20 protein-coding genes and 1 riboswitch are annotated in these 17,898 nt (G+C 43.6%); of the genes, 4 read left to right on the top strand and 16 right to left on the bottom strand.

From position 1 onward, the window contains the following. Positions 1–42: 42 nt before the first annotated feature. From ABEW32_RS17990 to ABEW32_RS17980, 3 genes are all read right to left on the bottom strand, one after another. Positions 43–3,114, bottom strand: a complete 3,072-nt coding sequence (locus ABEW32_RS17990) for a cellulose binding domain-containing protein (protein WP_430190067.1) — start codon at positions 3,112–3,114, stop codon at positions 43–45. 472 nt (positions 3,115–3,586) lie between these two features. Continuing rightward, positions 3,587–4,759: a M20 metallopeptidase family protein gene (locus tag ABEW32_RS17985; protein ID WP_430190064.1), complete on the bottom strand. Its 1,173-nt coding sequence runs from the start codon at positions 4,757–4,759 to the stop codon at positions 3,587–3,589. Positions 4,760–4,917: 158 nt separating this feature from the next. Continuing rightward, a complete protein-coding gene (locus ABEW32_RS17980) occupies positions 4,918–5,427 on the bottom strand; it encodes a GNAT family N-acetyltransferase (RefSeq protein ID WP_430190061.1) in 510 nt (169 codons plus the stop codon). A gap of 111 nt (positions 5,428–5,538) precedes the next feature. On the opposite strand from ABEW32_RS17980, the gene xerS reads away from it, so the two are divergent. Beyond that, positions 5,539–6,639, top strand: coding sequence for a tyrosine recombinase XerS (gene xerS / locus ABEW32_RS17975; RefSeq protein ID WP_430190058.1), 1,101 nt, complete (start codon positions 5,539–5,541; stop codon positions 6,637–6,639). 8 nt (positions 6,640–6,647) lie between these two features. On the opposite strand, the gene mobB is transcribed toward xerS, so the two are convergent. The 3 genes from mobB to ABEW32_RS17960 all read right to left on the bottom strand — a co-directional run bounded on the left by mobB (position 6,648) and on the right by ABEW32_RS17960 (position 8,863). Further along, complete coding sequence (gene mobB, locus ABEW32_RS17970; RefSeq protein ID WP_430190055.1) at positions 6,648–7,199, bottom strand: molybdopterin-guanine dinucleotide biosynthesis protein B; 552 nt, start codon at positions 7,197–7,199, stop codon at positions 6,648–6,650. Continuing rightward, positions 7,196–8,473 (bottom strand): molybdopterin molybdotransferase MoeA, encoded by a 1,278-nt coding sequence (locus ABEW32_RS17965; protein WP_430190052.1) that lies wholly within the window; start codon positions 8,471–8,473, stop codon positions 7,196–7,198. Before ABEW32_RS17965 ends, mobB begins: the two co-directional genes overlap by 4 nt. Before the next feature lie 150 nt (positions 8,474–8,623). Continuing rightward, the gene (locus ABEW32_RS17960; protein ID WP_430190049.1) at positions 8,624–8,863 is read right to left on the bottom strand and encodes a helix-turn-helix domain-containing protein; all 240 of its coding nucleotides are present in this window, start codon (positions 8,861–8,863) and stop codon (positions 8,624–8,626) included. 87 nt (positions 8,864–8,950) lie between these two features. Here ABEW32_RS17960 and ABEW32_RS17955 point away from each other — a divergent pair, with 87 nt between their 5' ends. After that, positions 8,951–9,166, top strand: coding sequence for a helix-turn-helix transcriptional regulator (locus ABEW32_RS17955; RefSeq protein WP_430190046.1), 216 nt, complete (start codon positions 8,951–8,953; stop codon positions 9,164–9,166). 268 nt (positions 9,167–9,434) lie between these two features. Here the strand turns inward: ABEW32_RS17955 and ABEW32_RS17950 are convergent, their stop codons facing one another. Genes ABEW32_RS17950 through ABEW32_RS17935 form a run of 4 tightly spaced genes read right to left on the bottom strand, consistent with a single transcriptional unit; the run spans position 9,435 to position 11,490 of the window. Continuing rightward, complete coding sequence (locus tag ABEW32_RS17950) at positions 9,435–10,169, bottom strand: hypothetical protein (protein WP_430190044.1); 735 nt, start codon at positions 10,167–10,169, stop codon at positions 9,435–9,437. 4 nt (positions 10,170–10,173) lie between these two features. After that, complete coding sequence (locus tag ABEW32_RS17945; RefSeq protein WP_430190041.1) at positions 10,174–10,305, bottom strand: hypothetical protein; 132 nt, start codon at positions 10,303–10,305, stop codon at positions 10,174–10,176. Beyond that, positions 10,278–10,826, bottom strand: a complete 549-nt coding sequence (locus ABEW32_RS17940) for an accessory gene regulator ArgB-like protein (protein WP_430190038.1) — start codon at positions 10,824–10,826, stop codon at positions 10,278–10,280. The genes ABEW32_RS17945 and ABEW32_RS17940 overlap by 28 nt, the downstream gene beginning before the upstream one ends. Continuing rightward, positions 10,771–11,490, bottom strand: a complete 720-nt coding sequence (locus ABEW32_RS17935) for a hypothetical protein (protein WP_430190035.1) — start codon at positions 11,488–11,490, stop codon at positions 10,771–10,773. Before ABEW32_RS17935 ends, ABEW32_RS17940 begins: the two co-directional genes overlap by 56 nt. Before the next feature lie 260 nt (positions 11,491–11,750). On the opposite strand from ABEW32_RS17935, the gene ABEW32_RS17930 reads away from it, so the two are divergent. Beyond that, entirely contained in the window at positions 11,751–12,008 is a 258-nt protein-coding gene (locus ABEW32_RS17930) for a helix-turn-helix transcriptional regulator (RefSeq protein ID WP_430190032.1), read from the top strand. 172 nt (positions 12,009–12,180) lie between these two features. Here ABEW32_RS17930 and ABEW32_RS17925 read toward each other — a convergent pair whose 3' ends face one another. From ABEW32_RS17925 to ABEW32_RS17905, 5 genes are all read right to left on the bottom strand, one after another. After that, a complete protein-coding gene (locus ABEW32_RS17925; protein ID WP_430190029.1) occupies positions 12,181–12,936 on the bottom strand; it encodes a DUF4247 domain-containing protein in 756 nt (251 codons plus the stop codon). Between the two features lie 13 nt (positions 12,937–12,949). Beyond that, a complete protein-coding gene (locus ABEW32_RS17920; RefSeq protein WP_430190027.1) occupies positions 12,950–13,456 on the bottom strand; it encodes a DUF4178 domain-containing protein in 507 nt (168 codons plus the stop codon). Positions 13,457–13,479: 23 nt separating this feature from the next. Beyond that, on the bottom strand, positions 13,480–13,887 hold the full coding sequence (locus ABEW32_RS17915) for a DUF350 domain-containing protein (protein WP_430190025.1): 408 nt from the start codon (positions 13,885–13,887) through the stop codon (positions 13,480–13,482). A 130-nt stretch (positions 13,888–14,017) separates the two neighbouring features. After that, positions 14,018–14,686, bottom strand: coding sequence for a PspA/IM30 family protein (locus ABEW32_RS17910; protein ID WP_430190021.1), 669 nt, complete (start codon positions 14,684–14,686; stop codon positions 14,018–14,020). A gap of 87 nt (positions 14,687–14,773) precedes the next feature. Further along, the gene (locus ABEW32_RS17905) at positions 14,774–15,796 is read right to left on the bottom strand and encodes an NADH:flavin oxidoreductase/NADH oxidase (protein ID WP_430190018.1); all 1,023 of its coding nucleotides are present in this window, start codon (positions 15,794–15,796) and stop codon (positions 14,774–14,776) included. A gap of 306 nt (positions 15,797–16,102) precedes the next feature. Here ABEW32_RS17905 and ABEW32_RS17900 point away from each other — a divergent pair, with 306 nt between their 5' ends. Next, complete coding sequence (locus ABEW32_RS17900) at positions 16,103–16,909, top strand: polysaccharide deacetylase family protein (RefSeq protein WP_430190015.1); 807 nt, start codon at positions 16,103–16,105, stop codon at positions 16,907–16,909. A gap of 140 nt (positions 16,910–17,049) precedes the next feature. Here ABEW32_RS17900 and ABEW32_RS17895 read toward each other — a convergent pair whose 3' ends face one another. Further along, a complete protein-coding gene (locus ABEW32_RS17895) occupies positions 17,050–17,718 on the bottom strand; it encodes a 3D domain-containing protein (protein ID WP_430190012.1) in 669 nt (222 codons plus the stop codon). Positions 17,719–17,724: 6 nt separating this feature from the next. Next, positions 17,725–17,893: riboswitch (cyclic di-AMP (ydaO/yuaA leader) on the bottom strand. Positions 17,894–17,898 lie beyond the last annotated feature (5 nt).

Raw genomic sequence — 17,898 nt, 5'->3', positions numbered from 1 at the left:
CACTCATTAGAGTGGCTGACTCAAGATTATTTTTATAAATATTTAAGGCTCAATTCCCCATTGCTTGTTCCCAGACAGGTAAGCGGTTATTTTAGTGGAATCTTGTAAGCTATTTGCTGTGGGATTAAAGGAATAATCATCAGTTTGTGTATAATTGCTCCAATCCGCTTTGGATATCCGAGTTTGTAGCTCAACACTCTGACCAGGCTCTAAAGAACCAGCTGCCGACTTAAAACCAATTTCTGCATAAGAATCTGCACCTGGCTTCGCATTGGTTAATGTTTTGAAGTTAGCAATGACATTCCCTGTACCGATGCTTGACCAATCCGTAAAGAAGTTTTGTGATTTTTCCCCGTTAATGGTGTAATAGTAACGCAATGTCACGTCTGCGAGGGGAACAGGTGAGCTTCCTGTATTAGTTATTTTAAACTTGGAACTGATCGTATTACTTGTTGCAGATACATTCCCATTGAAGGACTGCACCTTCAGAACGCCTTCGCCTGTTCCCGGCTCACTTGGCGTATCACCTTTCACCGTAATCGTGAACAACGCATCATTGCCTGTACTAAAATGGAAGTTGAGCGTTGTCTCTCCTTTAGGAAGTTTAGATAAATACTTGTTGGTAAAAAAGACTGTTTCTTCACTAACCGTATAATCTTCACCTTCCTTCAGTGCCACACTCCCCTGCTTGATCGCTTCTAGAGTATTACCGTTAAGTGTAAGCTTGACAGTAATATTGTTATTATTTTTAGCCACTTCATAGGTTGCAGCCGTCGGCGTAATACTTGCTTGCCCGGTAGTCGGCTGGTCACCACCCACACGATCTGCCACCAGAATGCCGCGCCCATTCGTTCCCAGATAAGCACGTCCGTAAACCCGAGGGTCCCCAATAATGGTGGTCACTCGAGCATATTGATGCTTGTCATCATTAATGCGCACCCAGCTTGCGCCAGCATCGTCCGAACGATAAAATCCACGAGTTCCGTCAATCTTACCAACGATAAACACTGCTGCATTCGTACGATTGGGTGCTGCTTTACCAAAGCCTACAAAATCCGCCTCCTGCACTTGATCAAGCTGGTTGAATGTAACACCTGAATCCTTGGAATGCCATAAGCCGTATGGCCCTCCGTCCTCGGAGCCTCCAGCAAACCACACATCTCCTTCCGCTCCTCGTACTGCACCAATATCTGCATTCCCTACACTTGGTAAACCAGTAATTGTGGATGCAGTGAAGGATACTCCTCCATTAACACTGATATATATTTTTCCATCAGCAAACGCGTAGTATTTGTTAGAGTTTATTCGGTCAGAGGCGATTTTTGCATTGGCTGGAATCCCCGTGCTTGCTGTCCATGAGTTGCCTCCGGTTTTGGAATAAAATACACCTTTGTCCGACGTACTCCACAGCAGGCCATTACCATCTGCCGCAACGGCGATGCTTCCTCCTCCTACTGTACCGGAAGGCTCGCTATTTGCTTTGTACCAGTTCGCTCCGCCATCATTGGAAAATCCGATAGATTTGGCATTGGGGTCTTTTTTATAGTCTGCTTTACCCACCCTAGCCATAAAAGCAGGGTTCAACTCGGCATAATCAATGCTTTCGCTGCTTGTAAAGGTTGGATTATCCAGCATTTTAGCAGGAGCCTTGAACAAATCGTCATGTCTGAATCCGGATACATCACCCACTGCACTCACCAGAGGAGCTCCTGCTGGAGGGCTGACCAGATCCAAAATCGCTGTTTCCTCTATCCCTTTAGCGGCTACCGAAATGTCCAGCTTACCTCCCTTGTCCCAATTGGTTAGATTTTTAGAGCCATATATCGTAGCCCCTGTGCCATACAGCATATGATCTGAATTGAATGGATCTATTTCCAGATCTCCAATCATCCAGCCCAGCTTGGGCGATACTTCCGGCGGTGCAGGATTGACATTGAAAGTCAGCCAAGGTGCACCGGATATATCCAGCTTGTACTTCAGCTTGCGAGTCGGATAACCATCAAATTCCCAAATAGGGCTCCAGGTTGCTCCACTATCAGTACTGCGGTAAATTGTCTCATCCGGCCACCAGGCATTTAACGTTGCAACCATAAGGGTACCGGGCTTCTGGACATCCACTGTCAGTCCGCCATATCCAAAATGATTGTCCGCACTGCTACTCGCAACGGGGCTGATGTTAGTCCATTGTCCGCTGGCTGTATTCAATTTCCATAGCTCACCCTTTGTTCCATCATACGGTCCAGCTCCATCACTGTAAGAAATATACAGATTTCCATCTGGAGATAAAACACCGTGATGTGGCAAATAGCCTGTAGGCTGCCCCGCTACAGCAGACCAGGTTGTGCCACCATCTGTACTGCGATAGACACTTTGCTTTTTATCTGCGACACCTACATAGATGGTCTGTGTTGCTTTGCTGGAGGAGCCCGTTTTTTTGTCAAAGGTGATCCAGGCTAAGCCGACAATATCACTGGTATATTCATTTGAAGGGTCCTGTACATAAGTCCCCGGATTCGGAAAACTACTCACCTTGCTCCAGGTCGCCCCGTAATCGGAGCTTTTCCACAGTCCATTGCCACTTCGAGCTCCGAAGAATAATATATTGTTTTTATTCGGATCAATGGTCAGTCGTTCACCCATCGAGCGCCCCGGCATATTGCCTCCTACCTTGAAGGGGAGCTTCGTCGTCTGCCACGTATTCCCCTTGTCGGTGGAGCGCATAATTTGCCCGTTTTGTTTATCCCAGGAATTAGTATACGTGCCTGTAGCTATATATACACGATTCGGATCCACAGGGTCGGTGGCTAGTGCATCGACACCATTTTTGTTCCAATCCTCCCAACCCACAGAATCCGTCAGTGGAATCCAGCTCTCATTGGCAGGATTCCAGCGGTAAGCTCCCCCGATATCTGTACGAGCATAGATTAGATCTTTTTCCGTTTCATTAAAAATGATACCAGGTACAAAACCACCTCCACCACCTGTAACGACACTTTTCCAAGTATAATCATCACTTGAAGCAGCATGGGTGGGTGCTATCATGCCTGTCCAGGAAGCACTCGCTATTACAAGCGCCAAACACGCAACTTTCAACCTGCTTTTGGCCTTAGTCAATGAATTCAACCTCCTTATCCGTATTCATTTGAATAGAAAAGCCATTTTGAGCTAAAAGTAATCAGACAATTGCAGATTCGTTCCTATCGTTATCATTTCATCTCACTAATCCAACAAATGTTCCCTCAAACTCACCTCCAGTAGATGTAATCCAATACAGACATAATATTTTTTGTTAGCGCTTACATCGTTGTCTGCTCAATAGATTCGTCATCTTTTTCTCATTTCCTTGTGTGAAAAATCAAGATATTGCAATCTGATCTCCTGCTTGACAACTTGTAATATAAGAGTCAACTTCCCCTTGCAGTTGATACCTTTTATAATTTACTTTTATGAATTTTTCATATAGTGAATTATTTCCTTTAATTATCATTCTGGTTAGATGTCAAAATACTTTGATTTACAGCAAAAAACCGCGCTATGCGCGGTTCGGGCTTTCATTCATCCTATGGCTAATCATTAAATAATAAAGTTATTGCAAATATTCAAGCACCAACGCTAAAAAAATATGTCCTGAAATGAGCAACGCGCGCTCATCAAAATCAAAGTGAGGATGGTGATGAGCAAAATGCGTTCGTTCATCCTCATTACGGGCACCCACATGAATAAAAGCTCCAGGTCGTTGCTCTAGATAATAGGCAAAATCCTCTGCTCCCATGACCGGTTTTAAATCCATAAAAGCATCTGCTCCATACAGCTTGCTAACTAGCTCACGCACCCGTTCCGTTTCAGCCTCGGCATTCACCAGAGCAGGATAGCCATTCAAATAATTCATTTCGTATCCGGCATGATAAGCATCCGTCAGACCTTTTACGATACTCCGAATTTCGTTCTCGACTTCCTTGCGTATTTCCTTATTAAACGTACGTACGGTCCCTTCAATTTTGGCCTTATCTGCAATTACATTAAAGGCAGTACCCGCTTGAAATACCCCAATCGTTAGCACCGCTGATTCAATAGGGTCCACTCTGCGACTTACCACCTGCTGCAATCCGTTCACAATCTGACTGCCAATCACGATGGAATCCACTGTCTGATGCGGTCTGGCGCCATGTCCACCCTTACCATTGATCTGAATTGTAAAAGCATCGACTGCCGCCATTGCCGGACCACTCTTTAAACCGATTTTACCCAGTGGGATTTCCGAGGAAAGGTGAATACCATATACTGCTTCCACCCCATCCAGACAACCATCCTCGATCATGAATTGGGCTCCGCCAGGCGGCTTTTCTTCGGCATGTTGAAAAATAAACACAAGCTTTCCCTTCAGTGTCTGACGATGATGGCTTAACACTCGTGCCACGCCTAGCAGCGCAGCGGTATGTCCATCATGTCCACAAGCATGCATAACACCGGGAACGGTTGATTTATAAGGCGCATCCTTTTCATCCTGAATAGGAAGTGCGTCAAAATCAGCACGAAATGCAATCGTTCTACCTGGCTGGCCGCCTTCTAAAAAACCGAGCACACCATTTCCACCAACATTCGTTCTTACTTCGATACCAAAAGAGCGTAATTGATCGGCGATAAATGCAGATGTATTCGTTTCTTCAAAAGAAAGCTCTGGATGCTGATGCAGATGTCTTCTCCATGCAATCAGTTCTTGTTCACCATCTTTTAGTTCCCCAAACCATTTCTCTAGCATAATACCCTCTTTTCCTATTGAATTTATATACTTCTATCCTTATCTTACCATAAATGATTCCCTTAAGTTATATATGAATTGTACAAATATAAATGACAAAAAAAGCCGACAGGATATTCTCCTCGGCTCTTTCTGCTGATTTTTCTATTATGAATTTTTCATGTATTGAAAAACTGACTTATATTCCCTCGTACTGGATGTGTTTGTTCCCTATACTCACCGTTCGTATAGCTTCCAATTACCTTACGCCAAAAGGATTGTGCTGGTCTATTCGTGCCCATCTGAGTCACCTTCCAGCGTCCGTTAAAACGTCCAAACAGCTCATGCGCCGCCCAAGTGCCCACACCATTGTGCCGATAAGGACGAAGTACAAAGAACTCAGCCATGTAGTAGTCAGCTTCTCGACTGCTAGACATTCGATCGACGAGTGCAAAGCCCACGGGAACACTCTGTCTCCAGATTAGAAAAGGCAGCTTCTGTTCACCGCTCGTCCAGTATTGATATAAGTCTGGATAAGCCGGAAATGTCCCTTTCTCCGTGACATCAATTCGCAGATAGGCTGTAAAATCATATAAATAAAATTGCATGAGCTGCACAATAATGTCCTTTTGCGACTCCGGCACACTCTTTAGGGACAGCTTCAATTCTGATTTAATATTATACCCCATAAATTCACCTCTCTTGGCGATTCAACTCGTTCTTTACTTCGATGACTTCCCATCCAGTGCTGCTCAAAATATGCTAAAATACATATATTATGACCGGACGAGGTGGAACCTATGAACATACAAAAGATCATCGACCGGCGCAAACTGGATGAGAAGATGCCGGATCTACCATGGTACGTACAGCAATTTATGGACTACAAGCTCCCCGACCTATCCCCCTCAACTTTGCTGGAATATGTACGGGATTACGAAGCTTTTTTTTCATGGCTTCGCTCGGAAGGCTTGTCTGCTGGAGAAACGAATGCCCAAGTTACGCTGGAGGAATTAGAGACACTTCATATGGATAGCATTACAGGCTTTCGCTTGTTCCTATCTACCAAACGCGAAGGCTCCAATTCTCGCATTACCATTTCACGTAAGCTATCGTCCCTGCGTTCACTCTTTCATTATTTGAGCCAAATCGCTGAGGATGAAAACTTTTACCCGCTGCTTAAGCGCAATATTATGGCCAAAGTCGAAATTAAGCGTGTACATAAACCCAAGGATACGGCCGCCAAGCTTAAGGGAAAAATACTGGAAGAGGAAGAACTGCTTGAATTTATCGGCTATATTTATGAAGGCTATGGACAAGATTTGGCTGATAACAAGCAAGCTCTATATTCCTATGAATTAAACAAGGAGCGGGACGCTTGTATCGCAAGCCTCATTTTGAACTCGGGACTGCGTGTATCCGAAATCGTCAACTTGAACATGGATGATCTGGACATAAACAATAAATTACTATATGTGTACCGAAAAGGAAATAACGATGAAACTTTTAAAACACCAGTATATTTTCGCGAGCAGTCCAAAGATGATCTCACACTTTATTTATCCTTAAGACATACCCGTTATCGCGCTCCAAAAAAAGAAAAAGCTCTCTTTGTCGCGCGTCCCAACGGTAGTACGGAGGGCAAACGGATGACCAAAAGAGCAATCCAAGCTATGATCATCAAATACGCCAAACGGTTCGGCAAGCCCTATTTGACCGTTCACAAGCTCCGTCATTCCTTTGCAACTGATTATTATTTACAAAATGATATTTACAAAACCAAGGAACAACTGGGGCACGCTTCGACAGAAACAACAGAAGTCTATGCCCATCTGACAGACAAAACGATGTCTCAGGCGATCGAACGGCGGATCGAGAATCTGACTGATTCAGCCGATTAATGGTCATCTCAGCTCTGTTCTGTCTGGAATCCTGCTTTGTGCTTCTGAATTTGTTCGAGTAACCAGCGGCCTGCCGGGCCGCTGGCATCGGCAGGAAATATCTGTATCGTTTTTTCATCTACGTAGTGACTCCGAGCCCAATCTATATGATATTTCCAAACTGCTACTCCCTGTACATTGGTCAGTTCTTGAACAAGCTGAGCATCCGATTGTTCTCGCACCATGACCAGCTTCGGATAATTTTCCTGCTTGAAACCTTCCAGCAACACACAGTCATATGCCTGAAAATGCCGAATGAGTCCGATCACTGGCCGACTGTGTTCCTCCAAAATGGCTGTTCTTCCTGCTGAAACAATCGCTACGCCTTCAGCGCCTGCCTGTCGGTGCTTGTAAGTATCAGTTCCCTCATGATCCATCTCAAACTCATGTCCATCATGCTTGATCACCGCTACACGCAGTCCTGACTGCTGAACATAACGAATCAAACCTCCAAGAAAGGTTGTTTTTCCTGTATTTTTGAATCCAACGATCTGACATACAAATGGATGTTTCGTATTCACGTCGCTTGTCCGCCTTGAAGCACCAGTACTTGTACCTCTTCACCTTCGCGCAAGCTTTCTGTTGTGGGAGGAACCACGATCAGACAATCGCTGTCCTTAATCGTAACCATGACACTGGATTCATCTACTCGCGCAGGAATCGCATATACTTGCCCACCCCGTATCTCCAAAGAACTGCGTACAAAGCGGGTATAGTTGTTTACCTTTGTATAATCTGCGCCTAGTTTTGCCGTCCAGGTTTGCAAATAAGGATGTTCCGAAGACAACATCATTTGAACAGTCGGTCGTACAAACAGTTCACAGCCTACAAAGCATGCTCCGGGATTACCTGAGAGCGCAAATAACAGCTTGCCGTCAATCACTGCAGCTGTGGTTACACTACCTGGACGCATTGTAACCTTGTTGAACAGCATATTCACATCTTCCTGTCTTACGAGGTCACCCATAATATCAAAGTCACCCACCGACACTCCACCACTCGTAACCACGATATCGTAGGCAGCTATCGCTTCTCTTACAGAAGCGCGGGCAAGATTCAAATCATCATGAATGGCTTGCAGAATGAACGGTTCTCCTCCTGCCTCTCTAATTTGAGAAGCCAGCATATATGTATTACTGTTTCGAATTTTCCCCGGTTGTAATGGCTCATCCACTGCGAGCAATTCTGACCCTGTAGAAAAAACAGCCACCCTTGGCTTCCTGTAAACAGGCACCCGATGTACACCAAAAGTAGCCAATACTGACATGTGGCCCGCTCCCAAGCAAGTTCCCTTACTGAGCAATAGCTGACCTGCCTTAATCTCATGACCAATTTGGGTCACATTTTTTCCAACTTCCATACGCTTCTTCAAACCAACGTATATCTGCCCATTCTCCTCACGCAATTGCGTCGCTTCCAGCATAACTACTGTGTCTGCTCCTTCAGGTAACTGTGCTCCTGTCATGATGCGAGCTGCCATTCCCGTCTCCACCCGCTTGTCCGACACGGTGCCACAAGGAATTTCATCAATCACATGGAGCCAGATTTCCTGACCGGTTGAACAGACTTCAGTGTCCGAAGCTAGGATCGCATAACCGTCCATACCAGAGCGACGAAAACGGGGATACGGATGTGGCGCGTTCATATCCATTGCCAGATAGCGACCATGTGCTTGCTCGAGCCCTACATCCTCCCTTTCGCCCTGTTGAACATAGCTAACTATCCTGCTTTGTGCTTCTTCCACTTTAATTGCTTTACGTTGAAATTTTTCCGTGTTTAGTGGGGTTTGATTCATGTTCTCACTCCGTTCTTCTAAAAATACCCTCTTTCTGTTATAACGCTAAAAGCGTTTTCTGGCAAATCCGAACAGAGTTTAGTGGATTGTGGCATACCTCTACCCACAAAAACAGCCTGAATATCATATCCCGACTGTTTTTGGCAGATTTCAATTTATATTAATTTTGCCGAAATAGATTGAATCTATTGGAACATTATACAACAAGGACATTTGCTGTGCTCGAGCTATTGTTAAGTCGGATGAATCTTCCTCTATATGTTTTAATTCATTCATAGACATACCAAGCATATTACAAGCTATTAACTCACTATATCCAGAAGCAAGGCGTGCCATCTTTATTGTATAAAAGCTGGTACAAGTTATATTTTCATTTTTATCTGCAACCATCCAATCAACTCCACAATATAATTGATAAAAAAGTAATTTACCTGTATACTCTGAACGAAACACTTTCCCCTGTTAGGAGCAAGTAAGGTGCAAAAACTTACTCGGGGGAAATGCCTTTTGAAAGAGGAGCTCAGATCTCATGGACGCACTCAATCTTGGCTCGCCCGACGAACTGGATATTCGCGGCAACAAATATCCAACTGGATCGCAGGACGTGACAAAATGTCATTCGAGGCGGCAGTCCTCATTTCTAGGATATTGGAGTGTAAAGCAGAGGACTTATATGAGTGGGAACTTGCCTGACAAACAGGCATTTCCTTCGGGCATTTTGTACATGCCGGCATTTACATTGTATCCCCTAATTCCACCCTCCTATTCTTTTATGTAGAATGTTTATACTTTGATTTAAAAGATTGTTATTTTTTTCATAATCAAATTTTATCATACAGAAAATGATTAAAAACGGGAAATATGTCGAAATAAATCGAATTCGTCCGGCTTATCCTAGTCTAACTGATTATTGACTTATTCATTTAAATATGATAGCAAAAATGACCCATGAATTCACAGGTCATTTCCACAATCTTTTAAGTGCTTTAAGCTTATTATGGGACATAGCGCAAGTAAAGTCAGATCCCTCAAATCGTACCAGACCTCCAAATGCGGTAGACTCAATCTCACAAATCAGGTCGAGATTTATCAGGGTATCTTTATAAGCTGGATACAGATATGAAAAAGCTTCCCTGCAAGCCTGCGCAGTTAGCCCGATCGTATAAGAGCGATCTCCAGAGTTGAAACGCGGCACATAATAATTTTTTTTAGGTTCCCACATGTCCACACTAAGCATATTCATTACCTTAAAAAAACCGCTTACTGCTGCCTTGCCCACTCCCTTAATTTCCGATCCGAAAATATAACGAATTTCCTTATCGGCGTGCATTGCATTCGCATATATTTGTTTCCACCGAGATAGATTAGCTGAATTTATACTTTCCTTATTATCATGATTTTTAAAAACAACCTGACCCCCTCCATAATCTCCCGTAATGATCTTATCCACTTGTGTTATGTTAACCAGATTAGATCCGTCCAAATTGGAAAAAGTGGGTAAGCCGTCAGAACATTCATGGAGGGTGGTGGGAACAGTAAATCTTCCATGTGAAGTATGAAAAAGCGGGATGTGATAATTGCTTTTAGGCTTCCACAATTCAATTGCAACAAGGTGATTTTCACAAAAAAAAGAGCAATCTCCAAGTGAATTGTCATCAAGCAACTTAGTAGCAAGGATTCGCTTTCCCTCTTCCATATAATCAGTTGTTTTCTTTTTTCTTCAGCTCTGCCGGTACCGGTTTAGCACCAAATATTGTTTTTTCATTTTTGGTAGACTCGTTAGCGTATTTCCCAAGGCTTATATTTAAAGCTCTCGCCAATTTCTTATCCATTTTCGCTCACCTCCTTTCCATAAAGGAAGAATACTAAATGCTTGTACAGCTAAAGCTAAACATATGATGTGTGATTGTATAAAAAAATTTAATGTGCAAACCAAAATACATATCGTTTTATAATATTTGTGGTATTTGGTCTTACGAATAAAAATAAAATGATTAGGAGCATAAACTACAAATACTAATGCTGAGCAAGCGTTAACAATTAAAACCGTATCTAAATTTAAAGAAACGAAAGGTATAGCTACACATATTGCCGTTGTAACACAGACACAAAGTGTAAGGCTGCTGAAGTGTGCTCCCCCTGAAAATCTCCTCACAAGCATGATCGTAACCAGGGCTAATAATGCCCCAAAAAAATGGCCTGTTATCCAACCCATAACTGCAATCATGAACACTGCTGAAATTTCAGTGATTTTTATACCAATCGCATACTCCATCACTTCTACACTTGTGGGTCCATCAGGATCCGCTTTCTTTATTTCTGATGCGATGTGCCTCGATAGCGCTTCTAGCATCCTCGTAATCCCCTTTCTCTGAAAAGAAATACGATATTCCGAAAGTTAGCAACGAAATGGAAAGTAAGCCTATCGTATTGGAGTTATAGAGCATATACAAAGTAACAAAAATAGTAGTACATGAGATTAGGGAGCCTATAATAAACAATTTATTAAGAGAGGATAGGTAATTTTCACCTTTTAAAAAATCATGCGGGGGCTGAATGATGAATGAGAAACCAAAGTTGTATTTCCCCATAACAAAAGAAATGAAGTACGCAGTAAAAATAGAGACTAGCTGTATAACGTAAATAGAAGAGCCAGAAGTATTATTAATAACGCCAGGTTGTGCTACTCCGAAAAAATTTGCAAATATATATACAAATAGCTGTAGGTTGATGTAAGCTGTTAGACCGGAACCAGCAGAAAAAGCCGCAAGATATGTTTTGATCCCTAAACCAAATCTTAGAAAGAGAACCATTAACAAATACTGAAGTGGAAAATCGAATTTAGGCATGCCTATTACTTCTCTCATGAGAAAGGAAAATAAAGCTATGCCAATTGCATAGAAAAGTATTTTTCTTCGCTTTTCCCATACGGGGAGCATATAAAGCTTCAAAACCAAGGTAACTGCCGCTAGAGCATCGAAAAAACCAAGTAAAATATACAAAAAAGCAGATAACACAGTTACATCATCCTCCTATTTCTCCTGATGTAATTGTATATTTTACTAATAGATGTGGCAATGAAATAATCTAGTAAATTGGTAATCTTTGTATGAATATAGAATAAAAATTTTTATCACACGATTTTCTTCTTCAAATCAACATTCACTCGTGATAAAAAAATCATCCTGAAGAGAAAATTGTTTTTGCTAATGTATTATGTTGGTTTTTTTTCGATATCAAGGTTATAATCTACTTAATTTGGGGTGGAGGGATTAAAGTGGCTTTAAGTGACAACTTTAAAAAATTACGTATAAAATATCATTTGTCTCAACAAGAGCTGGCTGAGATTGCTGGGGTTACCAATAAAGCAATTTCAGCTTGGGAGAGCGGGCTTTCTGAGCCACGGATGGGTGCTATAGAAAAGATAGCTCGTCATTTCTGTATCAAAAAAAGCAACATCATTGAGGAAAATGGCATTGAGGACATAAGCCTTGATCAAGAACAGGTCAAAGTAGATGGTAATAAATCGAAGTGAGGGAGCAGCTGTTCAATTCACATAAGGTTCATCAAACAACAAAAAAGGGAACTGTGCTACAGTTCCACAGTTCCGCAAATAAATTTTAGAAGAAAATAGAAATGGACGAAAAAGAAACGGCGAAGTACATAACCAGCATTTTAGCATTCCCTACAGCACGACAAAATTACTATCAGCGTCGACTTCGCCGGCTAATTTTACCTGAACCGCTGCGTGTTTTAGGCTTACTATAAGATTTACGCGGCGAATCAAATATGCTGGAGCCGCCGCTGCTGCCTCGGTCACGTGAAATCGAACCTCTGCTTGGTGAACTGCTGGTGCCTCTATCAAATAGACTGCCGCTTGATCCAACGCTGGAATCCGAGTTTTTTCCTCTACGGGTAACTGAACCCTTTCGTTCCACTGTTATCGGTGGGATCGCTTTTTTCTCTTGTGCTGTTGGAGCACGATATTGCCCCTGTGAAGGTCGGTATACATCTCTGCTTGAATAACCTCGATAGGAGCCAGACCCCCGCAACGAATCGAACAGAGCATTCAGCACAGTGGCGGTTAAGTATCCTTTTAGAAAGCTGGAACTGTAATTTTGCTCGACATACTTTTTACTGTCAATTTCAATGAGTGTATCTTCCTTCTTGGCTGGATCTTGCTGCAAATGGTACCACTCATCGCTATACACCAGAAACATCCGCTCATTGCTCTGAGGTGACATTTGTTCCGGTGTACGCTGTTCCTTCAATTCCTCCGCTACTTCGGGAACTGTTTTGCCTGCCGCCCGATACACGTATGAGGTCGAGTTTCCACTACCACTAACGGATTCCAGCGGATACGTATCTTTTACATTTGGCGCGCCGCAGCCGCTCAGCACGGATACGAACAAGCTCAGCGCCACAATGACCTTTAATGCATATTGCCAGGTGCGTTTGCTCATGTGTAACCCTCTCCTAGCTTGCTCGAATAACCTTGACGTCTCCGGTAATCACTTCTTCTCCTTCATAAAGCATAAAGCGACCGTCCTGCCATTCTACCCGCAATAGATGGTAATCATCAGACTGGTACTGCCAAACATACTGCTCTCCACCCTGTCGGAAAGGAGCACGGCCCATAACGGTAACATGCCCAAAATACTGTTCTTCCAAATGATACATCGTATCGTCCAGTTCTAAAATGGTCGGTACTTCCTCCGGGTTGTCCAGTCTGCCGTCAATGGCCTGATATAGTCCGAATTGCAGTGTTTCCCGTTCCTCAATATGAAGATAACTTACTTGATTCCCATCCTGAAGCGTCAAAACAACGGCATTCCGGGCACGATTATGTACACGCCCTACCACCTCATAGGTGACAAGCGACACTTCACATATATCACCTGGATTTAAGTGAAGCATGCTTTTTTCCGCTTTCGGCGGCTCCGGCTTGGCAAATAGATTCGAAATTCGTTTCCATACACTCATCGTCATATTCGTCCTTTCTTTGCCTAGAAGCATGCTGTAATGATCAAGGCCCCCACCAGATGCAGGGTTCCAGAAAATAGACCAAAACCGATTTTGCCTTCCTGGGTACCTTTATCCAGATCAAACTGTGCCCAATACCGTAACAGCAGACGCACAATCACTTCCAGAACAAGCAAGATGATAAAGGCAATTACAGAATACACAAGCGCTTCGAGCAAATTATTAGCAGTAGCAATTGAACCTGATAAAATATATCCTTGTGCAATCAGCTTCATAATCATCCGTATCGTGACAGCCATATTTCCAGCTTTTACTTCGGCAAAATCCTTATACTTTGTAAATAAAGAATCAACATACATTAATACGAACAGCAAAATAGCACCCGCGCCCGTCCATACCAGCATCGCTTTCATCGTTTCCAAAAAATGCATTTTCTACCATCCTCCACATCTTCTTGACTACATAAATTGATTTGCGGCCTCCAGGCAGGGAAAAGCGAAGGAGAAAACCTTTCTCCTTCGCTTCCTGAGCCATCACACCAGCGGTAATGCATCAAAGTTCTTATTTGTTTTCGTATTGTTTAAGCAAAGCAGCAAGCTCGTCGTCCACAGCGCTTTTCTTATCCAGCTCTTTAAATTCTTCATCCAGCGATTTTTCCTTGGAAGCCATTTCGTTGCTTGCTTCAGCGCGAGCTTCTGCTTGCAGCATTTTTTCCTCCATACGCTTCAATCCGGCAGTTGCCGTATCTGAGCTAAAACCGTTCATCGCTTTGTTAATTTCAGTTTGTGCTTTAGCTGCGTTATAACGGGCAACCAGTGTCTCGCGCTTATTTTTCATTTCAGTCAGCTGTCTACGCATTTCATCCAGCTTACCACGCAGGTTGTCAGCTGCAGCTTTGTTTTGCTCATAACCAGCTTGAAACTCGTTCATTTTTTGTTCGGCAGATTTCCTTTCTTCCAGCGCACGACGAGCAAGATCCACATTTTGTGCTTTTGCTGCCGTATGAGCCTGTTCTTCGCGTTTTTTCACCAAAGCTGCCTGTTCTTCGTATTGCTGTTTAAATCTCTTTTCAATAGCAATTTGAGCGGCTACCGCCTTCTCTGCGTCTTCCAGATCCTCTTGCATATCACGAATGTATTGATCCGTCATTTTAACTGGGTCTTCTGCCTTGTCGATAATGGCGTTAATGTTGGACATTGTAAGATCTCTTAATCGTTTGAAAATAGACATGTGAAGTTTCCTCCTAGAGTTGAATGCTTAAATTTTAAGCTCTGTACACATGTTTACGCAAGCTTTGCAAAGAGGTTTCAAAAATATCTAAAAACCGCGTAAATAAGGCACTGGGATATCTGCCTGTACTTTTAGCGCCCGTGATGCATGCAGCGCCCAATAGGGATCACGCAGCATGGCACGCCCTACGGCTACCAGATCAGCTTCATTCTGCTGAACAACTCGGCGGGCATCCTCATAATCATCCAACAAGCCGACAGCAATGACAGGTACATTCAGTTTTTCACGGATCGTACGAGCCAAATCCACCTGATAGCCGGCACGTGCAGATGGACCTCCACTGGAGCCAATCGGACCCTCGCCACCAGAAGAAATATGGAAAATGTCCACACCCGCATCACGATATCGTTCCCCTATAGCTGCTATGTATTCAATATCATATCCGTCTTGGACATACTCTTTGGCAGATATCCGCATAAGCAGAGGCATATCAGCAGGAAGTACCTCTTTAACTGCACGTATAACCTCAACACCAAACAGGGATAGATCCTGCCCATACTCATCTTCTCGGGTATTTGTTAAAGGGGAATGAAATTGATGAATTAGGTAGCCGTGAGCGCCGTGAATCTCTATCGTGTCAAAGCCAGCTTCTACCGCCCGGCGCGCCCCCTCTTTGTAGGACTGAACCAATTCCTTGACTTCTGCTCTCGTTAAAGCGTGCGGCTCTTTAAAGCGTTCACTAAAGGGAATTGAGGACGGGCCAACAGGTGGATCAGCATCTTCAGCCTTGCGTCCAGCATGGCCTAATTGAATGGCAATTTTCGCACCATATTTGTGGACTTCCTCTACAATTTTACGATATGCAGGAATATGTTCGTCACTCCAAAGGCCCAAATCGCGATCCGTAATGCGTCCATCGGGATGAACCGCTGTCATTTCCATAATGATGAGCCCAGTCCCTCCTACCGCGCGACTCACATAATGGACATAATGCCAATTCGTCGGTTTGCCGTCCTTGGCTTCTACGCTATATTGACACATCGGGGGCATGACAATCCGATTTTTCAAAGATAGCCCCTTTAATTGATAAGGAGTAAACAAGTCGGTCACTTTTATCCATCCTTCCCTCAATTCCAAGTCTGTAACATTATGAATAGCATCCCCATTATACACCAGCTGTCACAGTATACCGAATCCTGTGTAAGGCTAAAACTTGCGAAAATACTCCTGTTTTCGTTCGTGTTTAAGAGAATGTGTGCATTTACTTCGTCATCTTCACGGATATTCACTTCATGATGCGCTTCTCTTCAGTTGTACAGGGCTTCACTCAGTAGTCACCGGCATAATTTTAACAGGACAGGTACATAATAGCTGAGAGCACCATTAGGTACCACTGCACGGAAAGGGGGAATACAAATGCGGTACAGGGGAATGTTGCCATGTTTAGCACTGCTACTAGCATTTCCAAGTTTTCCAGTTCACGCGGACACGCCTCCTAATATCGGAACGCCCCATCCCAAGGAAACTGCTGTCGCTACGTCTGTATATCAAAGTAAAGAACAAGCTACTCCTACATTAGCGATGCTGCGAAAAAAGCATGCGGACATTTTTAAAATGTGCGGCCCGCACACCCGCCAAATCGCTTTAACCTTTGATGATGTACCCGATTCAAGATATACGCCCCAGGTTTTGGACGTATTACACGCGAACGGTATCAAAGCTACCTTTTTTATCGTCGGTCATCGTGCGGAAAAGCATCCAGGGATCATACGCCGCATCATCCGTGAGGGGCATGCTATAGGTAACCATTCCTATACTCATCCAGATTTCAGGAAGGCTACACCAGAGCGCTTTCGCCATCAGATTACAAAAACAGAACGCATTTTAGAAGCTAGCGCAGGTTTTCGACCCAGGTTGATACGACCACCCTATGGTGAAATCACGGAGCCGCAAATCCAGTGGGCACGTCGTCATGGGTACATGATTGTCAATTGGAATGTGGACTCTCTAGACTGGAAGGGATTAAGCAGAACACAAATTCAGCGCAACGTGATCCCGGCTACCGGTCCTGGTTCCATAATTTTAATGCATGCGGGTGGAGGGCAAAGTTCCAACCTGCAAGGTACTGTCCAAGCCTTGCCGGGTCTCATCCACTCTTTAAAAGCCAAGGGCTACAAATTTGTCACAGTCCCCCGGCTCCTTCACACCTCTGAACGGAAATGACACTGTGCCAAGCTTCAGCAATAAAATCTAAGAACGTAAAAAGGCCGTCTTGACGAGCAGAAAGTTTCTGCTTTTCAAGACGGCCTTTTAAGTTTACATAATGTACATTATGTTTAATTTAATAATGTCTATGCTTAATGCTATTTATCAATGACGTACAGTTTCACATTTTGGAAGCCAAAGTCATTCACGTATGATTTGTTGCCAGGGATAAAGATATCAATCCGTTTTCCGGTAATGGCGCTCCCCTGATCACGGGCAACAGCTACAAAAGAATGGTCTGGCAAGCCGGGATGGGAATAGCCTGTAACTAGCACCTTTGTTCCCATAGGGATGACTTTCGGGTCTACAGCAATTGTACCTAGCTTAAGCGGATTGCCGTAATAATCGACTGCACCCCATTTGCCATTTTCATCAGCTGCGGCAGAATATGCTGTAGCTTTAACATCAATTACTTTGTTGTAATTGAATGTTTTTCCCCATGCTTCAATTGTCGGCCTTTCACTTGCTGATTCTTTCTCAGTCAAAAGCTGTGGTTTCGAATCCGCAGCCGCCTTCACACTTTTTTCGTCTGGTACCTTAATTTGCAAGCCTGCATATATGTTTTGGGACGCAATATTCGGATTTGCTTTCGTCAATTCATCTACCGATACTCCATAACGTTGAGCAAGAAGAAAGAAGGTATCCCCTTCTTTGGCAGTATGAAGCGAAGCAGCATCTGCTACTCCAGCTGTCTGTGCCAGCCCTGCAATTGCTGCGGCAAGCACCGCAAATTTCATAGTTTTTCCAATATGTTTTAAATGTTTCAAAGATATGTACCTCCTCTGTTATGCCTGCGAAGTTAGCTGTCGGATTCGGGCTTAGGAGAAGCCCTATGCTTGTGCAATTCACCCCTAGGCATATTCCCCACATCTAACGACGTCTTGGAATAATTGCCGTTGTTACGTCCCCCGCACTTCCCATGGTTTGGAGCACAGCATTGAGCACTT

Origin of the sequence: Paenibacillus jamilae, from assembly GCF_050482105.1 — a bacterium.
Lineage (GTDB): Bacteria > Bacillota > Bacilli > Paenibacillales > Paenibacillaceae > Paenibacillus > Paenibacillus jamilae_B.
The sequence above is the reverse complement of the archived record's forward strand: the minus strand, read 5'-3'. Positions and strand labels throughout refer to the sequence as shown.

Coding starts and splice junctions, on each gene's coding strand:
- ABEW32_RS17940 (WP_430190038.1), bottom strand. CDS start 10,826: ATGCTAGAAGCGCTATCGAGGCACATCGCATCAGAAATAAAGAAAGCG.
- ABEW32_RS17985 (WP_430190064.1), bottom strand. CDS start 4,759: ATGCTAGAGAAATGGTTTGGGGAACTAAAAGATGGTGAACAAGAACTG.
- ABEW32_RS17945 (WP_430190041.1), bottom strand. CDS start 10,305: ATGGATAAGAAATTGGCGAGAGCTTTAAATATAAGCCTTGGGAAATAC.
- ABEW32_RS17965 (WP_430190052.1), bottom strand. CDS start 8,473: ATGAATCAAACCCCACTAAACACGGAAAAATTTCAACGTAAAGCAATT.
- ABEW32_RS17910 (WP_430190021.1), bottom strand. CDS start 14,686: ATGTCTATTTTCAAACGATTAAGAGATCTTACAATGTCCAACATTAAC.
- ABEW32_RS17925 (WP_430190029.1), bottom strand. CDS start 12,936: ATGAGCAAACGCACCTGGCAATATGCATTAAAGGTCATTGTGGCGCTG.
- ABEW32_RS17900 (WP_430190015.1), top strand. CDS start 16,103: ATGCGGTACAGGGGAATGTTGCCATGTTTAGCACTGCTACTAGCATTT.
- xerS (WP_430190058.1), top strand. CDS start 5,539: ATGAACATACAAAAGATCATCGACCGGCGCAAACTGGATGAGAAGATG.
- ABEW32_RS17950 (WP_430190044.1), bottom strand. CDS start 10,169: ATGGAAGAGGGAAAGCGAATCCTTGCTACTAAGTTGCTTGATGACAAT.
- ABEW32_RS17920 (WP_430190027.1), bottom strand. CDS start 13,456: ATGAGTGTATGGAAACGAATTTCGAATCTATTTGCCAAGCCGGAGCCG.
- ABEW32_RS17980 (WP_430190061.1), bottom strand. CDS start 5,427: ATGGGGTATAATATTAAATCAGAATTGAAGCTGTCCCTAAAGAGTGTG.
- ABEW32_RS17915 (WP_430190025.1), bottom strand. CDS start 13,887: ATGCATTTTTTGGAAACGATGAAAGCGATGCTGGTATGGACGGGCGCG.
- ABEW32_RS17960 (WP_430190049.1), bottom strand. CDS start 8,863: ATGGTTGCAGATAAAAATGAAAATATAACTTGTACCAGCTTTTATACA.